A 21,551-nucleotide genomic window follows, 5' to 3' on the forward strand; every position below is an offset into this window, starting at 1 on the left:
AGGCGGCGGTGGTCAGGCGACGGCCAGCTGCCGGCCGCCGGTCAGCGCATTCGACAGCGCAGTGAGCGCCGCGGAAGCCGCCTGCGCCAGAGGGGCCGGGGCGGTCTGCGGCTGCTCCGTGCCCGAACCGCCCGTGCCCGAGGCTGCAGAGCTGGCGCCGCCAATGGCAGCCGCCTTGTCTTCGGCACTGCCAATGATGCGGACTTCGGGTTTCGGCCCGCCGCCGCCATCATTGATCGGCTGGGCCGGCAACAGATCCGAGGATTCAGGCAGGTTCTGCTGGTACTCGCGGACCACGCGGGGGCTGGGGTACTGCTGCTGGACTTCGCCGGTCTGACTGTCGCGGAACTGTACGATCGCCAGGCGGGTCTGCAGGTCGAGGCGAATGAAGGGGCTGAGATAGACCGCAACATTCGGCGAAGCCGTGGCGATCAGGACTTCTTCGCCGCCGCTGTTTCCGACACGCGCCGAAGAGGCCGCAAAACCCTCAAGGTTTGCAGCGCTGCTGGAAGCGCTATCGGACTGGCGGGCACCGCGGGCAATCGCACCGGTGCTGCCCGCCCCGGCATAAATGCCGATGGTTTCGAGCGGCATAATGGGCTTCTCCCACGCCAGATGCAGTAACTCAGTATCTTGTTTACCTTAACAAAAGCCTTTATGCAAGCCCTAATTGTTTCGGGGCCTGGAACAATCGCACGGGTAAGCCGATCCAGGCGATTGCCCGCCCCCGGGGCTTGGTGCAAACTGGCCCGGCAGATATAGATTCATCCTAAGTATATGATTTAACAAGAATACCCGGGAGGGGTTTATGGTCAAGGTTGCTTTCATCGGGCTTGGGGTCATGGGATATCCGATGGCGGGGCATCTCGCCAAGGCCGGCCATGACGTGACGGTGTGGAACCGGTCCTCGGACAAGGCGACACGATGGACCGGGCAGCACAAGGGGCGGGCTGCGGCCACACCGAAAGAGGCGGCTGCCGGAGCCGAGTTCGTGATGGCCTGCGTCGGGAATGATGACGACCTGCGGTCCGTCACCTATGGCGAGAGCGGCATCCTGGCAGGCCTCGCAAAAGGCGCTGTGTTTGTCGACCACACGACGGCTTCGGCCGATGTCGCCCGCGAAATCGGCGAGAAGGCAAAGGCGGCAGGGCAGGGCTTTATCGACGCACCGGTCTCCGGCGGACAGGCCGGCGCCGAGAACGGTCAGTTGACCATCATGTGCGGCGGTGATGCAGCTATCTATGAAAGGGTCAAGCCGGTCATCCAGGCCTACGCCAAGATGCAGAACCTGATGGGGCCGACCGGCAGCGGACAGTTGACCAAGATGATGAATCAGATCTGCATTGCCGGCCTGGTCCAGGGGCTGTCCGAGGCGCTGGCTTTCGGACGTGCCTCGGGCCTCGACCTGATGAAGGCGGTGGAGGTGATCTCCAAGGGGGCTGCGGGTTCCTGGCAGATGGACAATCGCCACAAGACCATGATCGAGGGCAAGTTCGACTACGGTTTTGCCGTCGACTGGATGCGCAAGGATCTCGGAATCTGTCTGGCCGAGGCACGTCGCAACGGCACGAGCCTGCCGGTGGCGGCGCTGGTCGACCAGTTTTATGCCGAGGTCCAGCAGATGGGCGGAAACCGCTGGGATACATCCAGCCTGATCGCGCGCCTGGAGGCGACCAAGACGAAGAAGTAGCGGCTGACGTGATGCCGGCGGCCCGTCAGGGCTGCCGGCCCTCGGCGATCATGCGGGCGATGTCCATCGCGAAATAGGTCAGCACGCCATCGCAGCCAGCCCGCTTGAAGGCCAGCAGACTTTCCCAGGCGACCCGGCTACGATCGAGCCAGCCGCGCTCGGCGGCTCCTGCCAGCATCGCGTACTCGCCAGAAACCTGATAGGCGAAAGTCGGAAGCCCGAAAGCCTGTTTCACGCGCCAGCAGATATCAAGATAGGGCATGCCGGGCTTGACCATCACCATGTCAGCGCCTTCGGCGATATCGAGCGCCACTTCGCGCAGGGCTTCATCGCCATTGGCCGGGTTCATCTGGTAAGTGCGTTTGTCGCCTCCGGCCAGGTTTGCCGCCGAGCCGACCGCATCGCGAAACGGACCATAGAAGGCCGAGGCGTATTTGGCTGCGTAGGCCATGATCTTCACATGCTGGAAACCCTCGGCTTCCAGTGCCGTTCTGATGGCTCCGACGCGGCCATCCATCATATCGGATGGCGCAATAATATCGCAGCCGGCCCGGGCCTGGACGAGCGCCTGCTGCACAAGCACAGCCACGCTTTCGTCATTCAGTATTTCGCCATTGTGCAGCAGGCCGTCATGGCCATGGCTGGTATAGGGATCAAGCGCAACGTCGCAAAGAATACCGATATTGGTTGTCGCGGCCTTGATGGCGCGAACCGTCTGGCAGACCAGATTGTCGGGATTGGTGGCCTCGCGGCCGTCATCGGTCTTTCTGGCCGGATCGGTGGCCGGGAACAGGGCGATGGCAGGAATGCCGGCCTGCTCGGCGGCCTGAGCCGCGGCGACAGCCGCCTTGACCGAGAGGCGTTCGACGCCAGGCATCGACGGGATGGCGGCATTGGTCGCCCTATCGTGGACGAAAATCGGCCAGATCAGGTCATCGATACCAAGGCGGTTCTCGGCGACCAGGCGGCGGGTCCAGTCCCGGTCCCGCAGGCGTCGGGGACGGAGGGCGGGAACGGCAGGAAGTGGGGGCAAGTGGCTCTCTGTCATGTCAGAGAGCTTTATTAAACCTCTCCTGGAACGCAATCCAGACCCAGGGGGACGTTCCGAGAAGCCTCCCCAGCCGCTGCGCCAGACCCGGAGAGATCGGCCGCTGGCCAGTCAGGACCAGCTGCAGCAGGCGCAGCGGCATGCGCGCCTCGACATGAAAGCGCTCGGGGTCGGAACCGCGTGCCGCTATGGCGCGCTGCAGCAGAATCCCGGGGTGGATGGGCAACATGACAGTCCGCCTCCGATGGCTGAAGAGACGCAACGCATAATCGTCAAGAATGCGCGGAACCGGTTAATGTCCGGTAAGTGCGGCTTTGGGCTGGCTGCCCGGTGGGACATTGACGGCCGGGAGACAGCCGATTAAGACCGCGGACAGGGAGGCAACGCCATGGATTTCGAGCTTAGCGAAGACCAGCGGGCAGTCCAGGCCATGGCGCGGCGGTTTGCGGCCGAGCGCATGAAGCCGAATGCGGCAGCCTGGGACGAACAGAAGCATTTTCCGGTCAAGGAACTGCGCGATGCCGCGGCCCTTGGTTTCGGCGGCATCTATGTACGCGATGATGTTGGCGGCTCCGGGCTGAGCCGGCTCGATGCCGCGATCATTTTCGAGGAGCTGGCGGCCGGCTGCACATCGACGGCGGCCTATATCTCGATCCACAACATGGCGGCCTGGATGATCGACCGTTTCGGTGGTGATGTCCTGCGGCAGAAATATCTGCCATTGCTATGCAGTATGGAGCAGTTTGCCTCCTATTGCCTGACCGAGCCGAATGCCGGGTCGGATGCCGCGGCACTGCAGACCCGGGCAGTAGATGCGGGCGATCACTATGTCCTCAATGGCAGCAAGGCCTTCATCTCCGGTGGTGGCCGGTCGGATATCTATGTCTGCATGGTACGGACGGGAGCTGCCGGTCCGAAAGGTATCAGCTGCCTTGTGGTTGAAGCCGGCACACCCGGCCTTTCTTTCGGCGCACAGGAACGCAAACTTGGCTGGAACAGCCAGCCGACCGCCATGGTGATTTTCGAGGATTGCAAGGTGCCGAAGGCGAATCTCGTCGGCACCGAAGGTGAGGGATTCAGCATTGCCATGGCCGGCCTCGATGGTGGCCGTATCAATATCGGCGCCTGCTCGATCGGTGCCGCCACGGCATGCCTGGAAGCCAGCCGTGACTATGTCGCCACCCGCAAGCAGTTTGGTCGGGCGCTGGCAGAATTCCAGTCCACACAGTTCAAACTGTCTGACATGGCGACCGAGCTGATGGCCGCACGGCTGATGATTCGCCAGGCAGCCGCTCGCCTTGATGCAAGGCATCCGGAGGCGACAGCCTCCTGCGCCATGGCCAAACGGTTTGCCACCGATGCCGGCTTTGCCATCTGCAACGAGGCCCTGCAACTGCATGGCGGTTATGGGTACCTGAAGGACTACCCACTGGAGCGCTATCTGCGGGATGCCCGGGTTCACCAGATTCTGGAAGGCACCAACGAGATCATGCGCGTGATCGTTTCCCGCCGGCTTCTGGCCGGCGCCGTCCTTGACTGAGTTGCAAGTTCCGAAGGATTCCCATGACCGATGAAATCCAGTTCAGCGTCCGCAACGGCGTTGCCCTCATTTTACTGAATCGTCCGCAGGCGCTGAACGCCCTGACGCATACCATGTGCGTGCCGCTGGAGCGCCATCTGCGGGACTGGGCCGCCGATCCGGTCGTGAAGACTGTCATTATCAAAGGCGCGGGCGAGAAAGCCTTCTGTGCCGGCGGAGATATCCGTAAGTTGGCCGATCGTGGCCCTGAAGGAGCGGATTACCGGAAGAGATTCTGGCACGACGAATACCGTTGCAACACCTTGATCGGTGAATATCCGAAACCGTTCATCGCACTGATCGACGGCATCTTCATGGGTGGCGGCGTCGGCCTTTCGGTACATGGCAGTCATCGGATCGTCAGTGAGCATGCGCTGTTCGCCATGCCCGAAACGGGTATCGGTCTGTTCCCCGATGTTGGCGGCACTTACTTCTTACCGCGCTGCCCGGGCGAAATTGGCATGTATCTCGGCCTGACGGGGGCCCGGCTGCGGGGCGCGGATATTTTGACTGCCGGTGCGGCCACCCATTTCGTGAGGCGTGAGAGAATGGCTGCGCTGGAAGAAGCATTGGTGGCCGCCGCACCTGGAAACACGGCAGAGGTCGACGCCGTACTGGAGAAACTCGTCGCCGATCCCGGCCCCTCGCCGCTGGCAGAATTGCGGCCGAAGATCGATGCGCTGTTCGGCCGTGACAGTGTGCCGGCCATCATCCGGGCGCTGGAGGCTGATGGCAGTGATTTCGCGAAGGAACAGCTGAAGTTTCTGTCCGGAAAGTCGCCGACCTCGATGAAGCTGACCTTTGCCCAACTGCGGCGCGGGCGCAGCCTGTCGCTGCGTGACTGCATGAAGCTCGAATGGCGAATGTGCAATCACGTGGCGGTCGGCCATGACTTCTATGAAGGCGTGCGGGCCGTGATCATCGACAAGGACCACAAGCCGCACTGGCAACCGCCCACGCTGGATGCCGTGCCGGATGCTGACATCGAACGTTATTTCGAACCGGTCGCAGGCGGCGACCTGCAGTTCGACTAAATAAGAAAACCCCGGGAGGATACGTTATGGCGAAGATCGGCTTTATCGGCGTCGGCAACATGGGCGGGCCGATGGCGCGTAACCTTCTGAAGGCTGGTCACGAGGTCAAAGCTTTCGACTTGTCGGCTGACCTTGTGGGGCAAGTGGTGGCAGCCGGTGGTGCCGCTGCCGCCAGTGCCACCGCTGCCGCCAGTGATGTCGATGCGGTTGTGACCATGCTGCCCGCCGGCAAGCACGTGAAGGCCGTTTATACCGGCGAGAAGGGAATTCTTGCTGCCGCACGGCCGGGCACACTGTTCATCGACAGCTCCACGATTGACGTCAAGACTGCCCGCGAGGTGATCGGGGCGGCCGAGGCAAAAGGTATGCTTATGGTGGATGCGCCGGTTTCCGGCGGGGTGGCCGGGGCAGAAAATGCCGGGCTGACCTTCATGGTTGGCGGCAGCGATACCGCCTTTGGCAAAGCCAGGCTGCTGCTGGAGGCCATGGGCAAGAAGATCGTGCATGCCGGCGGTGCCGGCAACGGGCAGGTTGCCAAGATCTGCAACAACATGGTGCTGGGCATCTCGATGATCGCCGTCTCCGAAGCTTTTGTGATGGCGGAAAAACTTGGCCTGCCGGCACAGGCGATGTTTGATATCGTATCGAGTTCGTCAGGGTCCTGCTGGGCACTTGTCAATCATTGCCCGGTACCGGGACCTGTTCCGACCTCGGCCGCCAATCGCGATTACATGCCAGGCTTTGCTGCCGATCTGATGCTGAAAGATCTGCGTCTTTCGCAGGAAGCCGCCCGGACGGCCGGTGTGCAGACGCCGCTGGGCGCCGAAGCAACGGCATTGTTTGCCGAGTATGCCGAGGGAGGGACGGGCGGATCGGATTATTCCGGTATCATCCGAATGATTCGCGCCATGGCAGGCTGAGCCGGCCGGTTTCAGGCTGGAATAACGGCGGTTGCCTCGATCTCGACTTTGGCCCGGTCCTCCAGCAGCGCTGCGACCTGTACAAGGGTCATTGCCGGGTAATGCCGGCCGAGGATGTCGCGATAAACCTTGCCAAGGTCGGCATTGCGGGCAATGTAGTCGTGTTTGTCGGTGACATACCAGGTCAGGCGCACGATATGTTCGGGCCTGCCGCCAGCTTCGGCGAGGACACGCACGATGTTGCGCAGCGCCTGGCGCGTCTGATCGACGAGGTCATCACTCTCGAAGCGGGCCTCGGCAGTCCAGCCAATCTGGCCGGCCACGAAGACCATCTTGCCCTGGGCCGCGACTCCATTCGCATAACCCCTGGGCTTGGCCCATTCTGCCGGATTCAGGATATCCATCGGCATTCCACCTCTCGATTATATTTTATATTTAAAATATAATTGCCGTCGAACGCAAGGGGCGGGAATTGCCGCCTGCGATGAAATTTTATGTCCCGATCCGGTCGTCACACGAAGTAAGAGTCGACAAAACCTGACCACTTGTTCAGGCTCGCCCTATAGCTTGTTCATTGGGCTTGAGCCGCCCGATACAGTGATGGTAACAGACCAGTCATGTCACACGCGACAGGGAGCGGTGACGGCGACGCGATCATAGAATTCCGCCGTATCGGGGCGGCACTCAAAGTGATCGCTGTCGATCCAGCCACCGGCACAGAGGTGTCGATGGTAGGGGATCCGCGCCTGTCGCAACAGGAACTTGCGCGACTGGCCGTGCGTAAGCTGCAGTTCGTACTCAAGAAGCAGCAGCAGGGCCGGTGACTGGGAAAACGGGGGCGAATGGAGTATTTCCTTCAGCAGCTGGTCAACGGCGTGACCCTTGGGGCGGTCTATGCCTTGATTGCCATCGGCTACACGATGGTCTACGGCATCATTGGCATGATCAATTTCGCCCATGGCGAAATCTACATGATCGGTGCCTTCATCGCGGTCATCAGCTTTTCAATCCTTGGCCTCGTCGGCCTGACCTGGGTGCCGCTGGCGCTGCTGATCGTTCTGATCGTTTCAGTGGTGTTGACCGGACTTTATGGCTGGACCGTTGAGCGCATTGCCTATCGCCCGCTGCGAGGATCTTTCCGTCTGGCGCCGCTGATCTCGGCGATCGGCATGTCGATCTTCCTGCAGAATTACGTACAGATCGCGCAGGGCGCGAAAATCAAACCGCTGCAGCCAGTCATTCGCGGTGGCTTCGAGCTGATGTCGGGCGAGGTATTCTCCGTCACGCTTTCCTACATGCAGATCATCATCATTTCTCTGACTGTCTTGCTGATGATCGGTTTCTCCTGGCTGATTGCCGCCACGCCGCTGGGCCGGGCCCAGCGCGCCTGCGAGCAGGACCGCCTGATGGCATCATTGCTCGGAGTGAATGCCGATCGCACGATCTCGCTCACCTTCGTGCTCGGTGCTGGCCTGGCAGCCGTCGCCGGGGTTCTGGTCACGCTCTATTACGGTGTAATTGACTTCTATATCGGGTTCCTCGCTGGCCTGAAGGCCTTTACCGCAGCGGTTCTGGGCGGGATCGGCAGCCTGCCTGGTGCCATGCTGGGCGGCTTGCTGATTGGCCTCATCGAGGCCTTCTGGTCGGCCTATTTCAGTATCGAGTACAAGGATGTCGCGGCTTTCTCCATCCTCGTCATCGTCCTGATCTTCCGGCCCACCGGCCTGCTTGGCCGGCCCGAAGTCGAGAAGGTATAGAACGATGACACTGCAACAGCGCCTGCGCGATTCTGTCCTGGCGGCTTTCGTGGCTGCGGTGCTTGCCCTGCCACTGCTGGGCTTTGAAACCATCGATACCGGTGGCCCCCTCGGTATCCGAACGCGGTTCGATTATGTGGCATGGGCAGCGGTGATTGTGTTTGCCGGCCGCTTCGCCTTCATGTGGCTGCTGGACTGGCATCGCGATCGCAAGATCGCCATGGCCCAGTCGGCCGATGAGGCAGAACAGCGGGATCTGCTGACCCGGTTGGGCAGCAAGGCCGACAAATGGCTGATGCCGCTCCTGATCGCCTTTGCCATTGTGCTGCCGATGATGCCGTTCGCGGATCGCACGGTGATCGATCTCGGGACAGTCGTGCTGATCTACGTGATGCTGGGCTGGGGGTTGAATATCGTGGTCGGTCTCGCCGGCCTCCTGGATCTCGGCTATGTCGCTTTCTATGCCGTCGGTGCCTATTCCTACGCTCTGCTGTCACTGCATTTCGGCTTCGGTTTCTGGGAAAGTCTGCCGCTGGCCGGCATGTTCGCAGCAATTTTCGGCATCGTGCTGGGTTTCCCGGTCCTGCGCCTGCGGGGCGACTATCTGGCCATCGTAACCCTCGGTTTTGGCGAAATCATTCGCATCATCCTGCTGAACTGGACGGATGTCACCCAGGGACCGAATGGAATCACGGGCATCGACCGGCCTTCGTTTTTCGGCTTCCCATTCACAGCGAGTCCGCCAGATGGGCAGACGGCATTCCACGATCTGTTCGGGCTCGACTACACGTCACTACATCGGATCATATTTCTGTATTACGTGATCCTGGTGCTCGCGCTGATCACCAACCTGTTCACCATGCGCATCCGGAAACTGCCGGTCGGGCGCGCCTGGGAGGCCCTTCGCGAAGACGAGATTGCCTGCAAGGCGCTTGGCATCAACCCGACCAACACCAAACTGACTGCTTTTGCGATTGGCGCCATGTTCGGCGGCTTTGCCGGCAGTTTCTTTGCCACCCGGCAAGGCTTCATCAGCCCAGAAAGCTTTTCCTTCATCGAGTCTGCCGTGATTCTGGCCATCGTCGTGCTCGGAGGCATGGGCAGCCAGGCTGGCATCGTCCTCGCAGCAGCCTTCCTCACGCTGCTGCCGGAACTGGCGCGCGAATTCTCGCTCTACCGCATGCTGGCATTCGGTGCAGCCATGGTGCTGATCATGATCTGGCGGCCCCAGGGGCTGCTGGCACATCGCGAACCGACCATCAGGCTGGCCAAGCTTAAAACCGGCAGCGGAGGTTCGCCATGACGAATCCTCTGCTGAGGGTTGAACACCTGACCATGCGCTTCGGCGGCCTGGTCGCGGTGAATGACGTATCCTTTGACGCCATGCCGCGGCAGATCACTGCCATCATCGGCCCCAATGGGGCCGGCAAGACCACCGTGTTCAACTGTATTGCCGGTTTTTACCGGCCGACGGTCGGCCGCCTGACCCTCAATTGCAATGGCGAGCATTACCTGCTGGAACGGATGCAGGGCCATGATATTGCCGCAAGGGCACGGGTGGCCCGTACTTTCCAGAATATCCGCCTGTTTCCGAAGATGACGGTGCTAGAGAATCTGGTGGTGGCCCAGCACAACCGCTTGATGCGGGCCTCTGGCTATACGGTGCTGGGGCTGTTTGGCTGGCAGGGTTATCGCGAGGCCGAGGCCGTCGCCATTGAGCGGGCGAAGTACTGGCTTGAGCGAACCGGCCTGGTCGCCGAGGCCGACGAACCGGCCGGTGGTCTACCCTATGGCGGCCAGCGACGGCTGGAAATTGCCCGCGCGATGTGCACCGAGCCGGTTCTGCTCTGCCTTGATGAACCCGCCGCCGGTCTGAACCCACGGGAGTCAGCCGAACTGAATGATTTGCTCAGATTCATTCGTGACGAGCATAATTGCGGCGTTCTGCTGATCGAGCACGACATGAGCGTGGTCATGCAGATTTCCGACCACATTGTCGTACTGGATTACGGCAAGAAGATTGCCGATGGCGATCCGGAAGCAATCCGCAATGATCCGGCTGTAATTCGCGCCTATCTCGGCGAGCCTGATTCTGACGAGAAGGGGGCCGCCTGATGCTGCAGGTCTCCGGTCTTCACACCTATTATGGTGCCGTCCATGCCCTGAAAGGCGTTGATGTAGACGTCGGAAAGGGCGAAATCGTCGCGCTGATCGGCGCCAACGGCGCCGGTAAATCGACGCTGCTGATGTCGATCTGTGGCCATCCAAAGCCGCGCTATGGCAGCGTGTCCCTGGAGGGACAGAATATTGTCGGTCTGCCGACCCATCATCTGGTACGCCACGGCCTGGCCCATGCTCCGGAAGGGCGCCGCATCTTTGCGCGCATGACGGTGCTGGAGAATCTCCGCATGGGTGCTGTGGCCGGTAATCCGGCTCATTTCGACAGCGACCTCGAGCGGGTCTTCACGCTGTTCCCGCGCCTGAAGGAGCGGCGCGAGCAGCGCGGCGGCACGCTTTCGGGCGGCGAGCAGCAGATGCTGGCCATCGCGCGCGCCCTGATGAGCCGGCCGCGGCTGCTGTTGCTGGACGAACCATCGCTTGGCCTGGCACCTCTGGTGGTAAGGCAGATTTTCTCGATCATCGAGGAGGTCAACCGCCAGGATGGTGTTACTGTCCTGCTGGTCGAACAGAATGCCTATCATGCCCTGAAGCTGGCGCATCGCGGCTATGTTCTGGTGAACGGCAAGATCACGATGACCGGCAGCGGTGCCGAGTTGCTGGCGGATGAGCAGATTCGTGCGGCCTATCTCGAAGGGGGGCACGGATGAGTGACATCCTTGGCGAGAATATCTGGGTCTTCATCGGACTGACCCTGATCCTGACCGGTGGATGCGCCTTCCTGATGGGGCAGGCCATAGCCGGCACCTGGCGGCCCTACCTGCAGGTGGTGCCTTACAGTCTCCTGCTGGCCGCCACCAACCGTTTCCTGTCCTTCGCACTGTTTGGGGAGCAACTGCTGGCCATTGTGCCATATCTTGTGGCTGTGGGGGTGGTGCTTGGTTTTGCAAGCTTTGGCTTCCGGCTGACCCGGGCGGACCAGATGGTGCATCAGTATCCCTGGCTATACGCGCGGCGGGGGCTGCTCGGATGGCGGGAAATCGGATCCGATACCTGAGGTTGTTGCCCGGGACCGGATGACTGTCTAATGTCTTGAACCAGCGCATCAAAAACGGGGAGATGTATCCATGCGTAAACTGACTGCAGGTTTGGCCGTATTTGCCGCCGCCGGGCTGTTCGCCGGCACGGCTTCGGCGGATGTGAAGATCGCGCTGAACGGTCCGATCACGGGCCAGCTGGCCAGCTTTGGCGAGCAGATGAAGCGCGGTGCGGAAATGGCCGTCGCCGATCTCAATGCTGCCGGTGGCGTCAATGGCCAGAAGATCCAGCTGGTTCTGGGTGACGACCAGTGCGATCCGAAGCAGGCCGTGGCCGTGGCCAACCGCTCTGTCCAGGAGAAGGTGGCAGTGGTGATTGGTCACTTCTGCTCCGGCTCGTCGATTCCGGCCTCCGACGTCTACAAGGAGGAAAACATCCTCCAGATCACGCCGGCCTCGACCAATCCGAAATACACCGACCGTGGCTACAAGAACACGTTCCGCGTCTGCGGCCGTGACGATCAGCAGGGCATGGTGGCCGGCGATTACATTGCCACCAAGTTCAAAGGCAAGAAGGTCGCGATCCTGCACGACAAGACCGCCTATGGGCAGGGCCTTGCCGACGAAACCAGGAAGAGCCTGAATGCGAAAGGCATGAAGGAAGCCATGTATGAGGGCATCACGCCGGGCGAGAAGGATTACTCGGCGCTGGTCTCGAAAATGAAGGCGGCCGGTATCGACCTGATCTATCTGGGTGGCTACCATCCGGAAGGCGGCCTGATTGTCCGCCAGGCCAAGGAGCAGGGCCTGACTGCCGCGCTGATGGGTGGTGACGCCCTGGTCGATAAGCAGTTCTGGGCGATTTCGGGGCCGGCCGGTGAGGGCACCCTGATGACCTTCGATGCCGATCCGCGCAAGAACGTCGTCGCCAAGCCGATCGTCGACAAGTTCAAGGCGCAGGGCTATGACCCGGAGGGTTACACCCTCTACACCTACGCTGCCATCCAGGTGTGGGCGCAGGCCGCCACCACCGCGAAGTCGTTCAAGACTGGCGATGTGGAAAAGGCCATGCGGGCCGGCAAGTTCAAGACCGTGCTGAACGAGGTTTCGTTCGACGGCAAGGGTGACACCACCACCCCGGCCTACAAGGTCTATGTTTGGAAGAACGGCTCCTATGACTATGTGAACTGATCCGCCTGGATCTGGGGAAGAAGCCCGGCGGGTATCGCCGGGCTTTTTTCTTGATTGCGTGTACTCTATGCGTTCTAACGCCCTTCCAGACGGCGATTGGGACGTGAAAATGCATTTTCTTGGTGCTGGGGTTGGCACCAGCCACCGGATATTGTAGGGTCCGGCGCATTCTTCCCCGAGGTATTTGCCCATGACCAAGCCCACGGTCGCCTTTGCCGCCGATCATGCGGGTTTCGAGCTGAAGAACCTGCTGCGCGACGAGCTTAAGGCCCAGGGCTATGGCATCCTCGACCTCGGCACCGATGGGCCGGACAGCGTCGACTACCCCGATTATGGCCGGGCCCTGGGCGAGGCGGTGGGGGCAGGCAAGGCGGCCTGCGGTATCGCCGTATGCGGCACAGGAATCGGCATCTCGATTGCCGCCAACCGTATCCCGGGCTGCCGTGCCGCTCTCTGTCATGACATCACCAGCGCCCGCCTGTGCCGCGAGCATAATGATGCCAATGTGCTGGCACTCGGCGCCCGCCTGATCGGCGTGGAAACTGCCCGCGACTGTGTAAAGACTTTTCTGGCCACCGACTTCGGCGGCGGCCGCCATATCGGCCGTGTGGCCAAACTCGGCCAGCCGGCCTGACCGGAATTCAGACGCCCCGTTTTCGGAGTCCCACCATGTCCAGCACTGCAGCCAAGCCCACCGTCACGCATGCCGGCTTTTTCGAGCGCCCGCTGATCCAGGCCGATCCTGAACTTTACGCCGCGGTGACCGGCGAGTTGGACCGCCAGCAGCACCAGATCGAGTTGATCGCCTCGGAAAACATCGTCAGCCGGGCAGTGCTCGAGGCGCAGGGTTCGGTGCTAACCAACAAGTATGCCGAAGGGTATCCCGGCAAGCGCTATTACAATGGCTGCGAATTCGTCGATATTGCCGAAAACTTGGCAATTGAGCGGGCCAAGAAGCTGTTCGGCTGCGGCTTCGCCAATGTGCAGCCCCATTCCGGCGCCCAGGCAAACCAGGCCGTGTTCATGGCCGTGCTGAAACCCGGCGACACGTTCATGGGCCTCGATCTTGCGGCCGGCGGTCACCTCACCCATGGCTCGGCTGCCAACCAGTCAGGCAAGTGGTTCAACGTGGTCAGCTACACCGTGCGCAAGGATGACCAGCGCATCGACATGGAGCAGGTGGCCAGGCTGGCTGCCGAACACAAGCCGAAGCTGATCATCGCCGGAGGGTCGGCCTATCCGCGCTTCTGGGATTTTACCCGCTTCCGTGAGATCGCCGACAGCGTTGGCGCCGTCTTCATGGTCGACATGGCGCATTTTGCCGGTCTGGTTGCCGGCAATGTGCATCCGAGCCCATTTCCGCATGCCCATGTTGCCACCACGACGACACACAAGACCCTGCGCGGACCGCGTGGTGGCATGGTGCTGACCAATGACGAGGCACTGGCAAAGAAGATCAACTCGGCGGTCTTTCCCGGCCTGCAGGGCGGCCCGCTGATGCACGTGATTGCGGCCAAGGCCGTCGCCTTTGGCGAAGCGCTGACGCCGGAATTCCGGGCGTACAGCCAGGCGGTGCTGGATAATGCGAAGGCGATGGCCGCCGCGCTGCAGGAACGCGGCTACGATCTGGTTTCCGGCGGTACGGACAACCACCTGATGCTGGTCGATCTGCGCGGCAAGGGCCTGAAGGGTAATGTTGTGGTCGAGAGCCTGGAGCGGGCGCGCATCACAACCAACAAGAATGGCGTGCCTTTCGATACAGAGAAGCCGACAGTGACCTCGGGTGTCCGTGTCGGCAGCCCTGCAGGCACGACACGAGGCTTCGGTGTGGCCGAGTTCCGACAGATCGGCCACCTGATGGCCGATGCGATGGATGGTCTGGCCAAACAGACCAATGACAACTCGGATGTCGAGCGCACCGTGGCGGAGAAGGTGGTGGCGCTGTGCAACCGCTTCCCGATTTATCCGCGCACATAATAAAAGCCGGACCAGGAGTGGGGGAGACCACAGGCGATGCGTTGTCCGTTTTGCGGGAATGACGATACCCAGGTGAAGGATTCGCGGCCGACCGAGGACAACTCGGCGATCCGCCGCCGTCGCTTCTGTCCAAATTGCGGCGCTCGCTTCACGACATTTGAACGGATACAGTTGCGCGAGCTGACCGTCATCAAGAAGAATGGCCTGAAAGTGCCATTTGATCGCGACAAGCTGGCCCGATCGATCATGATCGCGACGCGGAAGAGGCCCATTGATCCGGAACGGATCGAACGGCTGATCAACGGAATCGTGCGGCGCCTGGAAAGTTCAGGTGAGAGCGAAATCAAGTCGGATGCGATTGGCGAACTGGTAATGGACGGCCTGGCGGCACTGGACAAGGTTGCCTATGTGCGCTTTGCCTCCGTTTATCGCAACTTCCGCGAAGCCAAGGATTTCGAAGAGTTCATTGGTTCTCTGAGCGGTGCCGGCAGCGACGATGACTGATACCGCAGGCCGGCCGGACCAGGACGAGCGCTTCATGCGTATCGCGCTGGACCTGGCGGCGCGGGGGCTGGGTAATACCTGGCCGAATCCGGCGGTTGGCTGCGTTATTGTTAAAGACGGCCGTATTCTCGGTCGGGGCTGGACCCAGCCTGGAGGCCGCCCGCATGCCGAGACCATGGCGCTGGAACAGGCCGGTGCCATGGCAAGAGGCGCCACAGTCTATGTCACGCTCGAGCCTTGCAGCCACCATGGCAAGACACCGCCATGCGCTGAAGCCCTGATCACGGCAGGGATTGTCCGCTGCGTGGCTGCGATTGAGGATCCGGACCCGCGGGTGTCCGGGAAAGGCTTTGCCATGCTGCGCGAAGCCGGACTTGCCGTTCAGGAAGATTGCCTGTCCTTGGCGGCGGCCGACCTCAATGCGGGTTTCCTGATGACACGCCAGCAAAGCCGCCCCCTGGTTACACTGAAGCTGGCGGTCAGTCTGGACGGGCGTATTGGCACACATGCAGGTGACAGCAAGTGGATCACATCTCCGCTGTCCCGGCAGCGGACCCACCTGCTGCGCAGTCGCAACGACGCGATCATGGTTGGCAGCAATACGGCCCTGCAGGATGACCCGGAATTGACCTGCCGGTTGCCTGGCCTGCCGTTACGTCAGCCGATCCGGATCGTGCTGGATGGTCGTCTGCGCCTCAGCCTCACGGCCAGGGTGGTGGCCACTGCGCGGGAAAATCCGACCTGGATCATCACCCGTGAAGATGCGGAAGGGGCGCGGCTGCGGGCTTTCCAGGATTGCGGGGTTGATGTCATTCCGGTCCGTCCTGACGCCGCCGGCCTGCCTGACCTGGTCGAAGCCCTTCAGGAACTGGCGGCCCGCGGACTGACCCGTATTCTGGTGGAGGGGGGCGGCAAGCTGGCCGCCAGCCTGATTCGGGCCGATCTGGTCGACCGGATGATCTGGTTCCGCTCGGCCAGTGTGATCGGGGGCGATGGGCTGCCGGCCATAGCCGGTTTCGGGGTGGATATCGTTGCGGAAGCGCCCCGCTGGCGACGGATCCGGGCCGATATTCTGGGTGACGACCTGCTGGAAACCTTTGTCAGAGCCCACTAAAACTTAGAGCCATGTTCACAGGCATCATTACTGATATCGGCACGGTCACAGCCCGCGAGATGCGGGGCGATGCCCGTTTCCAGATTCGCACGGCTTACGATACCGGCAGTATTGCCATCGGCGCCTCCATTGCCTGTTCGGGCGTGTGCCTGACAGTGGTCCAGAAGGCCCAGGACTGGTTCAGTGTGGATGTTTCGGCCGAGACACTATCGCGCACCACTCTCGGGAGCTGGGTGCCGGGCAGCCGCGTCAACCTGGAACGCAGCCTGAAGGTCGGTGATGAACTGGGCGGGCATATTGTTTCCGGACATGTCGATGGTGTTGCCGATGTCCTTGATGTCATGCCCGAAGGCGATTCTCTGCGGCTGCAGTTCCACGCCCCATCCGACCTGGCCGGCTATATTGCTGAAAAAGGCTCGGTGACCATCGATGGCGTGTCACTGACGGTCAATCGCGTTCAGGGCAATCTTTTTGGCGTGAACCTGATCCCGCACACCCAGCAGGTCACTACCCTGGGCCAGCTATCGGCCGCCAGCAAGGTCAATATGGAAATCGATACCCTTGCGCGCTATGTCGCCCGCCTGCAGCAATGGGGGAAAGCATCGTGAATGGTATGGATGACATCCGGCGCTACATTGCATCTTCGGAGGAGATCATCGAGGAGGCCCGTAAGGGCCGCATGGTGATTCTGGTTGATGCCGAGGACCGTGAAAACGAGGGCGACCTTTACATCCCGGCAGAAACGGCGGATGCACCGGCAATCAATTTCATGGCCAAACATGGTCGCGGACTGATCTGTCTGGCCATGACCCGCCAGCGGGTCGAGCAGTTGGGCATACCGCTGATGGCGCAGCAGAATGCGACACGGCACCAGACGGCCTTTACTGTTTCCATTGAGGCGCGGGAAGGAGTGACCACGGGTATTTCTGCGGCTGATCGCGCCCACACCATCGCTGTTGCCATAGACCCGACGAAGGGCCCGGCCGATATCGGCACGCCTGGACATATTTTCCCGCTGGTCGCACGTGATGGCGGCACCCTGGTGAGGGCCGGGCATACCGAGGCTGCCGTGGATATAGCACGGCTGGCAGGTCTCAACCCGTCCGGCGTGATCTGTGAGATCATGAACGACGACGGGACCATGGCCCGGCTGCCGGATTTGATAGCCTTTGCCCAGCTGCATGGGCTGAAGATCGGCACTATCGCGGACCTGATCGCTTACCGGCGCCGCAATGACCATCTGATCGACCGCGTGGTGGAAGGCGAGATAGACAGCGTCTGGGGCGGCAGGTTCCGCATGCTGGTCTACCGCAACCGGGTCGAGTATGCCGAGCATATTGCCCTGGTGAAGGGGGACATTTCTGTCGGCGGGCCGGTCATGGTGCGCATGCACGCGCTGAATGTGCTGGACGACGTTCTCGGAGATCACGGCGGCCGCGCCGGCGTGCTGCATGCTGCCATGCGGATGATCGGCGAGGCTGGCCGCGGCGTGGTGGTGCTGATCCGGGAACCGCGCGCGACCGCGCTGTCGGACAGGGTGCGTCAGAAAATCGGCGAACCTGTTGAAAACAATCCACAACTCCGGGATTATGGCATCGGGGCGCAGATCCTCGTCGACCTGGGGGTTAAGGAAATGATTGTCCTGTCCAATGTGCAGCGTACCATTGTGGGCCTCGACGGATATGGCCTGACTGTGGTGGAGACCCGTCCGATCAGTGTTCAGAGGGAGAGCTGATAACATGGTATCGCGCGCGCGGAAGCCGGCCGCCAAGAAGCCTGCTAAAGTCAAGAAATTCGCCACCAGCAAGAGTCAGGTCATGGGGGGGCTGTCGATCGACATCCGCAAGCCCAGGGTGCTGATCGTGGAAGCCCGTTTCTACGAAGATATTGCTGACGCTCTGTTCGAGGGAGCCAAGGCAGCCATCGATGCCTCGGACTTCGATTACGATCGCATTGATGTGCCGGGTGCCCTGGAAATTCCGGCAGCAATCCGCTTCGCGATGAACCGGAAGGGCGAACGTGCTTATGATGGTTTCGTAGCGCTCGGCTGCGTGATCCGTGGCGAAACTGCGCATTTCGATGTGGTGATCAATGAAAGCGCACGTGGCTTGCAGCAACTGGCCATCGAACACCAGCTCGCCATCGGCAATGGCATCATTACGGTCGAGAATGAGGAGCAGGCCTGGGACCGCGCCCGCAAGGATCGACAGGACAAGGGCGGACAGGCGGCGCTCGCCTGTGTGGCAATGATCGGTCTCAAGCAACTGTTCTCGATATGAATGAGGGCAGCCAGAACCGCGGCAGCAAAACGCCCCGCCCGGCAGGACGCAGGTCGGTTGCGCGTCTGTTTGCGGTTCAGGCTCTTTACGAAATCGAGTTTGGCGGCGGCGTCCCTGAAGCGGTGATTGCCGATTTCCGGGCCAAGCGCCAGACCGAAGAGATCGACGGCGCGCAGATGCGCGAGGCCGATGCGGACTGGTTCACTGAAATCGTTCGCGGTGTATCGCGCCAGCAGACTGAAATCGATGAGGTTATCCGTGCGGCCATGCCGCGGGCGGATGCCATAGACCGTATGGAATCAATCCTGCGCTACGCGCTGCGTTGCGCGACATATGAAGTGATGGCACGGATTGATGTCCCCGCCGCCACTGTGATCGACGAATATCTCGGTATCGTGCGGGCATTCTTTGGCCCCCGCGAGATCAAGCTGGCTAACGGCGTCATCGATGCTGTGGCGCGCCGACTGCGCCCCGGTGAGTTTGCCGCCCAGCAGAACGGCTGAAGGCTGGCCGTGTCCAGCGGCCCTGACGAATTCACCCTGATCGCCCGCTATCTGGCGCCTCTCACGGCATCCGCCCCGGGAGCCTTCGGCCTGAAGGACGACGCGGCCGTTCTTTCTGTTCCGACAGGGCAGGATCTCGTCGTCACAACCGATGCGATGATTGAAGGGATCCATTTCCTGAAATCAGACGGGGCACCATCCGTGGCTCGCAAGCTGCTGCGTGTCAACCTTTCGGATCTGGCCGCCAAAGGAGCTGTGCCTCTGGGTTATCAGTTGGTACTCGGGCTGCCTGCACCGCTGGATGAAGGCTGGCTTTCCGATTTTTCTGCCGGCCTCGCGCAGGACCAGAAGACCTTCGGCTTTCCCCTTTATGGCGGCGACACGGTTCAGAATCCCGACAGGATCATGCTTGCCGTGACCGCTTTCGGCTGTGTATCCACCGGCACCATGCTGCCGCGTTCGGGGGCCCGGATCGGGGACCATATCTATGTCAGCGGCAGTATCGGTGATGCAGCCCTGGCGCTGGAAACGAAATTGCATCACCGCCTGTTCCCGTCTGCATCCATGATGATGTTTGACAGCCGGCTGCATCTGCCGATCCCGCGGCTGGCTCTCGGCCAGGGACTGCGCGGGATTGCCAATGCCGCCCTGGATGTATCCGACGGCCTGATACAGGATGCGGGCCATCTTGCAGACACGGCTGGCGTCAGGATCGTCCTGCAGGCTGATGCTGTGCCGCTTTCGCTGGCGGCAAAGGGGGCGCTGGCGGATGACCCGGGCCTGATGGAGACGATCCTTACCGGTGGAGACGATTACGAGATTCTGTTCGCGGCCCCGCCCGAGGCCGCGGGTGCAATTGCTCAGCTTGCACGGAAACTGCAGCTGGCCGTCACGCGGATCGGCCATGTCGAAGCGGGCGATGGTGTGCTAGTTTCGGGCCGGGACGGACAGCCGCTGACACTGGCAAAGGGCGGGTTTCAGCATTTTGGCTGAGAGCTGAATGGGACACTGCGGAACGTGCGGAAAGTCGCTTTCATACTGATCGCGTTGATTGCGCTGCTGGCACTAGCTGGCGGCGGGGTGGCGGTATACCTCCTGCTGCTGGCACCGAAGGAAGCAGCGGAAGAGATGGCGTCCGACGATCCGCCACCGCCGATCCCTGCCAAACGGCCAGCCTTCGTGCCGCTGGAGCCATTCAGTTTGTATGTGAAACCGGCAGGACAGCCGGTCCGCGAGATGATCGCAATTTTTCACCTTGAGGTTCCACCGGACAATGTGCCGCTGGTGAACGAGAAGATGCATCTGCTGCGTGATCGCTATATCGCGGAACTGCTGAAGGGCCCGCCGCTGGACGTGCCGGATCGCTTCACGGCAAAAGATCTGTACAGCCTCCGCGACAGACTGCAGAAACCGACCGATGACGTGCTCGGCAAGGGAATAGTGACACAGGTGCTGTTGCTGAATATTATTGGACAGCTGAAATAAGTAAAACAGGCTTCCGGATTCCCGCCATGACCGATTTATCTCCTGCTGCCGCCAAACGGAACGTCCTGACGCTGGCCATCTGCATGGCACTCTCCAACTCTGCGGTCACCCTGCAGGTAACCCTGGGCGGCCTGGTCGGCCATATCCTCGCGGAAGACAAGGCACTGGCGACCCTGCCGGTGACTTTCGTTGTGGCCGGAACGGCACTTAGCACCATACCGGCTTCCATGCTGATGCGCAGGATTGGCCGCAAACTCGGTTTTATTGCCGGCGCCTGTATTGCAATTGTCGGTTCGCTGCTGTCGGCCCTTGGGGTATACGAAGGGTCATTCTGGCTGTTCTGCCTCGGCGCCTTCATTTTTGGCGCCTCCAGCGCCTATGTGCAGCTATACCGTTTTGCTGCCGCGGATATTGCGCCGGTACAGATGAAAAGCCGGGCGATTTCATGGGTGATGATTGGCGGCCTTGTTGCGGCCTTCGCCGGCCCTGAAATTGCCAAGCATACCCGCGACCTGTTCACGCCATACCTGTTTCTTGGCTGCTATCTGGCTGCCGCGGCATTGCCGGTGGCCGTGCTGGCAGTTCTCAGTTTCGTCACCATTCCTGCCCCCAATGCTGCCGAGATCAGTGAAAAGGGGCGGCCTCTGGCCACCATTGTACGGCAGCCGGTTTTCTTTGTGGCTGCGATGGCAGGCATGTTCGGCTACGGTGTGATGAACCTGCTGATGACGGCCACGCCTCTGGCAATGCAGCTCTGCAGCCATCCGTTCAGCGCGGCTGCCACCGTGATCCAGTGGCATGTCTTCGGCATGTTCTTCCCGAGTTTCTTCACCGGCAACCTGATTGCCCGCTTCGGCGTGCTGCGGATCATCATTGTCGGTGCCGTACTAAATCTTGTCTGTATCGCCATAGCCCTGCATGACGTGACGATCCTGCATTTCCAGCTGGCATTGCTGCTGCTCGGCGTGGGCTGGAATTTCATGTATATCGGCGGCACAACCCTGCTGACCGAAGCCTACCGGCCGGCCGAGCGGAACAAGACCCAGGCGCTGAACGACTTCCTGGTTTTTGGCACGGTTGCCCTGGCCTCGCTCAGTTCCGGCAAAGTGCTGTACGACTGGGGCTGGCATTTCGTGCCGATGGGGGCCGTTCCATTCATTCTGATGGCTGCTTTTGGCGCCGTCTGGCTGCTCCTGCAGCGGCGCCAGGCGGTAGCTGCGGCCTAAGCCCCGGAAAAACAAAGCTATATTGCACCCGTCGGGCTTCTCTGGCATAACCGTTGGGTTTCAGCCCCGCGTCGAGTCTGGGGCCAATA

26 protein-coding genes are annotated in these 21,551 nt (G+C 61.2%); 22 read left to right on the plus strand and 4 right to left on the minus strand.

Translation table 11 applies throughout. From position 1 onward, the window contains the following. Window positions 1-12: 12 nt before the first annotated feature. Window positions 13-594 carry a hypothetical protein gene (locus ACEQZY_RS15030; protein ID WP_370155542.1) on the minus strand — a complete coding sequence of 194 codons (582 nt, stop codon included), beginning with the start codon at window positions 592-594 and terminating at the stop codon, window positions 13-15. Between the two features lie 214 nt (window positions 595-808). Between ACEQZY_RS15030 and ACEQZY_RS15035 the strand changes: the two genes are divergently transcribed. Then, on the plus strand, window positions 809-1,690 hold the full coding sequence (locus ACEQZY_RS15035) for an NAD(P)-dependent oxidoreductase (RefSeq protein WP_370155544.1): 882 nt from the start codon (window positions 809-811) through the stop codon (window positions 1,688-1,690). A 25-nt stretch (window positions 1,691-1,715) separates the two neighbouring features. On the opposite strand, the gene hemB is transcribed toward ACEQZY_RS15035, so the two are convergent. After that, a complete protein-coding gene (gene hemB, locus ACEQZY_RS15040) occupies window positions 1,716-2,738 on the minus strand; it encodes a porphobilinogen synthase (protein ID WP_370155615.1) in 1,023 nt (340 codons plus the stop codon). A gap of 1 nt (window position 2,739) precedes the next feature. Then, window positions 2,740-2,967, minus strand: a complete 228-nt coding sequence (locus tag ACEQZY_RS15045) for a hypothetical protein (protein ID WP_341701981.1) — start codon at window positions 2,965-2,967, stop codon at window positions 2,740-2,742. 159 nt (window positions 2,968-3,126) lie between these two features. Between ACEQZY_RS15045 and ACEQZY_RS15050 the strand changes: the two genes are divergently transcribed. From ACEQZY_RS15050 to mmsB, 3 genes are read left to right on the plus strand one after another with little or no spacing between them, the layout of a single operon-like run. Further along, the gene (locus ACEQZY_RS15050; RefSeq protein WP_370155547.1) at window positions 3,127-4,278 is read left to right on the plus strand and encodes an acyl-CoA dehydrogenase family protein; all 1,152 of its coding nucleotides are present in this window, start codon (window positions 3,127-3,129) and stop codon (window positions 4,276-4,278) included. Window positions 4,279-4,301: 23 nt separating this feature from the next. Then, window positions 4,302-5,351: an enoyl-CoA hydratase/isomerase family protein gene (locus ACEQZY_RS15055; RefSeq protein ID WP_370155549.1), complete on the plus strand. Its 1,050-nt coding sequence runs from the start codon at window positions 4,302-4,304 to the stop codon at window positions 5,349-5,351. A gap of 26 nt (window positions 5,352-5,377) precedes the next feature. Further along, window positions 5,378-6,271 carry a 3-hydroxyisobutyrate dehydrogenase gene (gene mmsB, locus ACEQZY_RS15060; protein ID WP_370155552.1) on the plus strand — a complete coding sequence of 298 codons (894 nt, stop codon included), beginning with the start codon at window positions 5,378-5,380 and terminating at the stop codon, window positions 6,269-6,271. A gap of 11 nt (window positions 6,272-6,282) precedes the next feature. On the opposite strand, the gene ACEQZY_RS15065 is transcribed toward mmsB, so the two are convergent. Continuing rightward, window positions 6,283-6,675, minus strand: coding sequence for a RidA family protein (locus ACEQZY_RS15065; RefSeq protein ID WP_341701977.1), 393 nt, complete (start codon window positions 6,673-6,675; stop codon window positions 6,283-6,285). A gap of 213 nt (window positions 6,676-6,888) precedes the next feature. On the opposite strand from ACEQZY_RS15065, the gene ACEQZY_RS15070 reads away from it, so the two are divergent. The 18 genes from ACEQZY_RS15070 to ACEQZY_RS15155 all read left to right on the plus strand — a co-directional run bounded on the left by ACEQZY_RS15070 (window position 6,889) and on the right by ACEQZY_RS15155 (window position 21,462). Next, window positions 6,889-7,095 (plus strand): hypothetical protein, encoded by a 207-nt coding sequence (locus ACEQZY_RS15070; protein ID WP_341701976.1) that lies wholly within the window; start codon window positions 6,889-6,891, stop codon window positions 7,093-7,095. An 18-nt stretch (window positions 7,096-7,113) separates the two neighbouring features. After that, the gene (locus ACEQZY_RS15075) at window positions 7,114-8,028 is read left to right on the plus strand and encodes a branched-chain amino acid ABC transporter permease LivH (RefSeq protein ID WP_341701975.1); all 915 of its coding nucleotides are present in this window, start codon (window positions 7,114-7,116) and stop codon (window positions 8,026-8,028) included. Window positions 8,029-8,032: 4 nt separating this feature from the next. Further along, window positions 8,033-9,331, plus strand: coding sequence for a high-affinity branched-chain amino acid ABC transporter permease LivM (gene livM / locus ACEQZY_RS15080; RefSeq protein WP_370155617.1), 1,299 nt, complete (start codon window positions 8,033-8,035; stop codon window positions 9,329-9,331). A gap of 32 nt (window positions 9,332-9,363) precedes the next feature. Beyond that, complete coding sequence (locus tag ACEQZY_RS15085) at window positions 9,364-10,143, plus strand: ABC transporter ATP-binding protein (RefSeq protein ID WP_370155554.1); 780 nt, start codon at window positions 9,364-9,366, stop codon at window positions 10,141-10,143. Then, entirely contained in the window at window positions 10,143-10,856 is a 714-nt protein-coding gene (locus ACEQZY_RS15090) for an ABC transporter ATP-binding protein (RefSeq protein WP_370155556.1), read from the plus strand. The genes ACEQZY_RS15085 and ACEQZY_RS15090 overlap by 1 nt, the downstream gene beginning before the upstream one ends. Continuing rightward, window positions 10,853-11,203 carry a DUF6867 family protein gene (locus tag ACEQZY_RS15095; protein WP_341701971.1) on the plus strand — a complete coding sequence of 117 codons (351 nt, stop codon included), beginning with the start codon at window positions 10,853-10,855 and terminating at the stop codon, window positions 11,201-11,203. Before ACEQZY_RS15090 ends, ACEQZY_RS15095 begins: the two co-directional genes overlap by 4 nt. Window positions 11,204-11,273: 70 nt before the next feature. Next, window positions 11,274-12,374: a branched-chain amino acid ABC transporter substrate-binding protein gene (locus ACEQZY_RS15100; RefSeq protein WP_341701970.1), complete on the plus strand. Its 1,101-nt coding sequence runs from the start codon at window positions 11,274-11,276 to the stop codon at window positions 12,372-12,374. A gap of 190 nt (window positions 12,375-12,564) precedes the next feature. Further along, window positions 12,565-13,008 carry a ribose 5-phosphate isomerase B gene (gene rpiB / locus ACEQZY_RS15105; protein WP_341701969.1) on the plus strand — a complete coding sequence of 148 codons (444 nt, stop codon included), beginning with the start codon at window positions 12,565-12,567 and terminating at the stop codon, window positions 13,006-13,008. 35 nt (window positions 13,009-13,043) lie between these two features. Continuing rightward, the gene (gene glyA, locus ACEQZY_RS15110) at window positions 13,044-14,351 is read left to right on the plus strand and encodes a serine hydroxymethyltransferase (protein ID WP_341701968.1); all 1,308 of its coding nucleotides are present in this window, start codon (window positions 13,044-13,046) and stop codon (window positions 14,349-14,351) included. Window positions 14,352-14,387: 36 nt separating this feature from the next. Continuing rightward, a complete protein-coding gene (gene nrdR, locus ACEQZY_RS15115; protein WP_341701967.1) occupies window positions 14,388-14,855 on the plus strand; it encodes a transcriptional regulator NrdR in 468 nt (155 codons plus the stop codon). Beyond that, window positions 14,848-15,969 (plus strand): bifunctional diaminohydroxyphosphoribosylaminopyrimidine deaminase/5-amino-6-(5-phosphoribosylamino)uracil reductase RibD, encoded by a 1,122-nt coding sequence (gene ribD / locus ACEQZY_RS15120; RefSeq protein ID WP_370155560.1) that lies wholly within the window; start codon window positions 14,848-14,850, stop codon window positions 15,967-15,969. The genes nrdR and ribD overlap by 8 nt, the downstream gene beginning before the upstream one ends. Window positions 15,970-15,980: 11 nt before the next feature. Then, a complete protein-coding gene (locus ACEQZY_RS15125; protein ID WP_370155562.1) occupies window positions 15,981-16,577 on the plus strand; it encodes a riboflavin synthase in 597 nt (198 codons plus the stop codon). A 5-nt stretch (window positions 16,578-16,582) separates the two neighbouring features. After that, a complete protein-coding gene (ribB, locus tag ACEQZY_RS15130) occupies window positions 16,583-17,704 on the plus strand; it encodes a 3,4-dihydroxy-2-butanone-4-phosphate synthase (protein ID WP_341702025.1) in 1,122 nt (373 codons plus the stop codon). 4 nt (window positions 17,705-17,708) lie between these two features. Further along, a complete protein-coding gene (locus ACEQZY_RS15135; RefSeq protein WP_341701964.1) occupies window positions 17,709-18,248 on the plus strand; it encodes a 6,7-dimethyl-8-ribityllumazine synthase in 540 nt (179 codons plus the stop codon). After that, window positions 18,245-18,751 (plus strand): transcription antitermination factor NusB, encoded by a 507-nt coding sequence (nusB, locus tag ACEQZY_RS15140; RefSeq protein ID WP_341701963.1) that lies wholly within the window; start codon window positions 18,245-18,247, stop codon window positions 18,749-18,751. Before ACEQZY_RS15135 ends, nusB begins: the two co-directional genes overlap by 4 nt. 9 nt (window positions 18,752-18,760) lie before the next feature. Further along, window positions 18,761-19,744, plus strand: a complete 984-nt coding sequence (thiL, locus tag ACEQZY_RS15145) for a thiamine-phosphate kinase (protein ID WP_370155565.1) — start codon at window positions 18,761-18,763, stop codon at window positions 19,742-19,744. A gap of 24 nt (window positions 19,745-19,768) precedes the next feature. After that, window positions 19,769-20,236, plus strand: coding sequence for a hypothetical protein (locus ACEQZY_RS15150; protein ID WP_341701961.1), 468 nt, complete (start codon window positions 19,769-19,771; stop codon window positions 20,234-20,236). 26 nt (window positions 20,237-20,262) lie between these two features. Beyond that, window positions 20,263-21,462: an MFS transporter gene (locus tag ACEQZY_RS15155; RefSeq protein WP_341701960.1), complete on the plus strand. Its 1,200-nt coding sequence runs from the start codon at window positions 20,263-20,265 to the stop codon at window positions 21,460-21,462. Window positions 21,463-21,551 lie beyond the last annotated feature (89 nt).

The organism is Ferrovibrio sp., from assembly GCF_964218355.1.
In the GTDB taxonomy this organism is placed as follows: Bacteria; Pseudomonadota; Alphaproteobacteria; order Ferrovibrionales; family Ferrovibrionaceae; genus Ferrovibrio.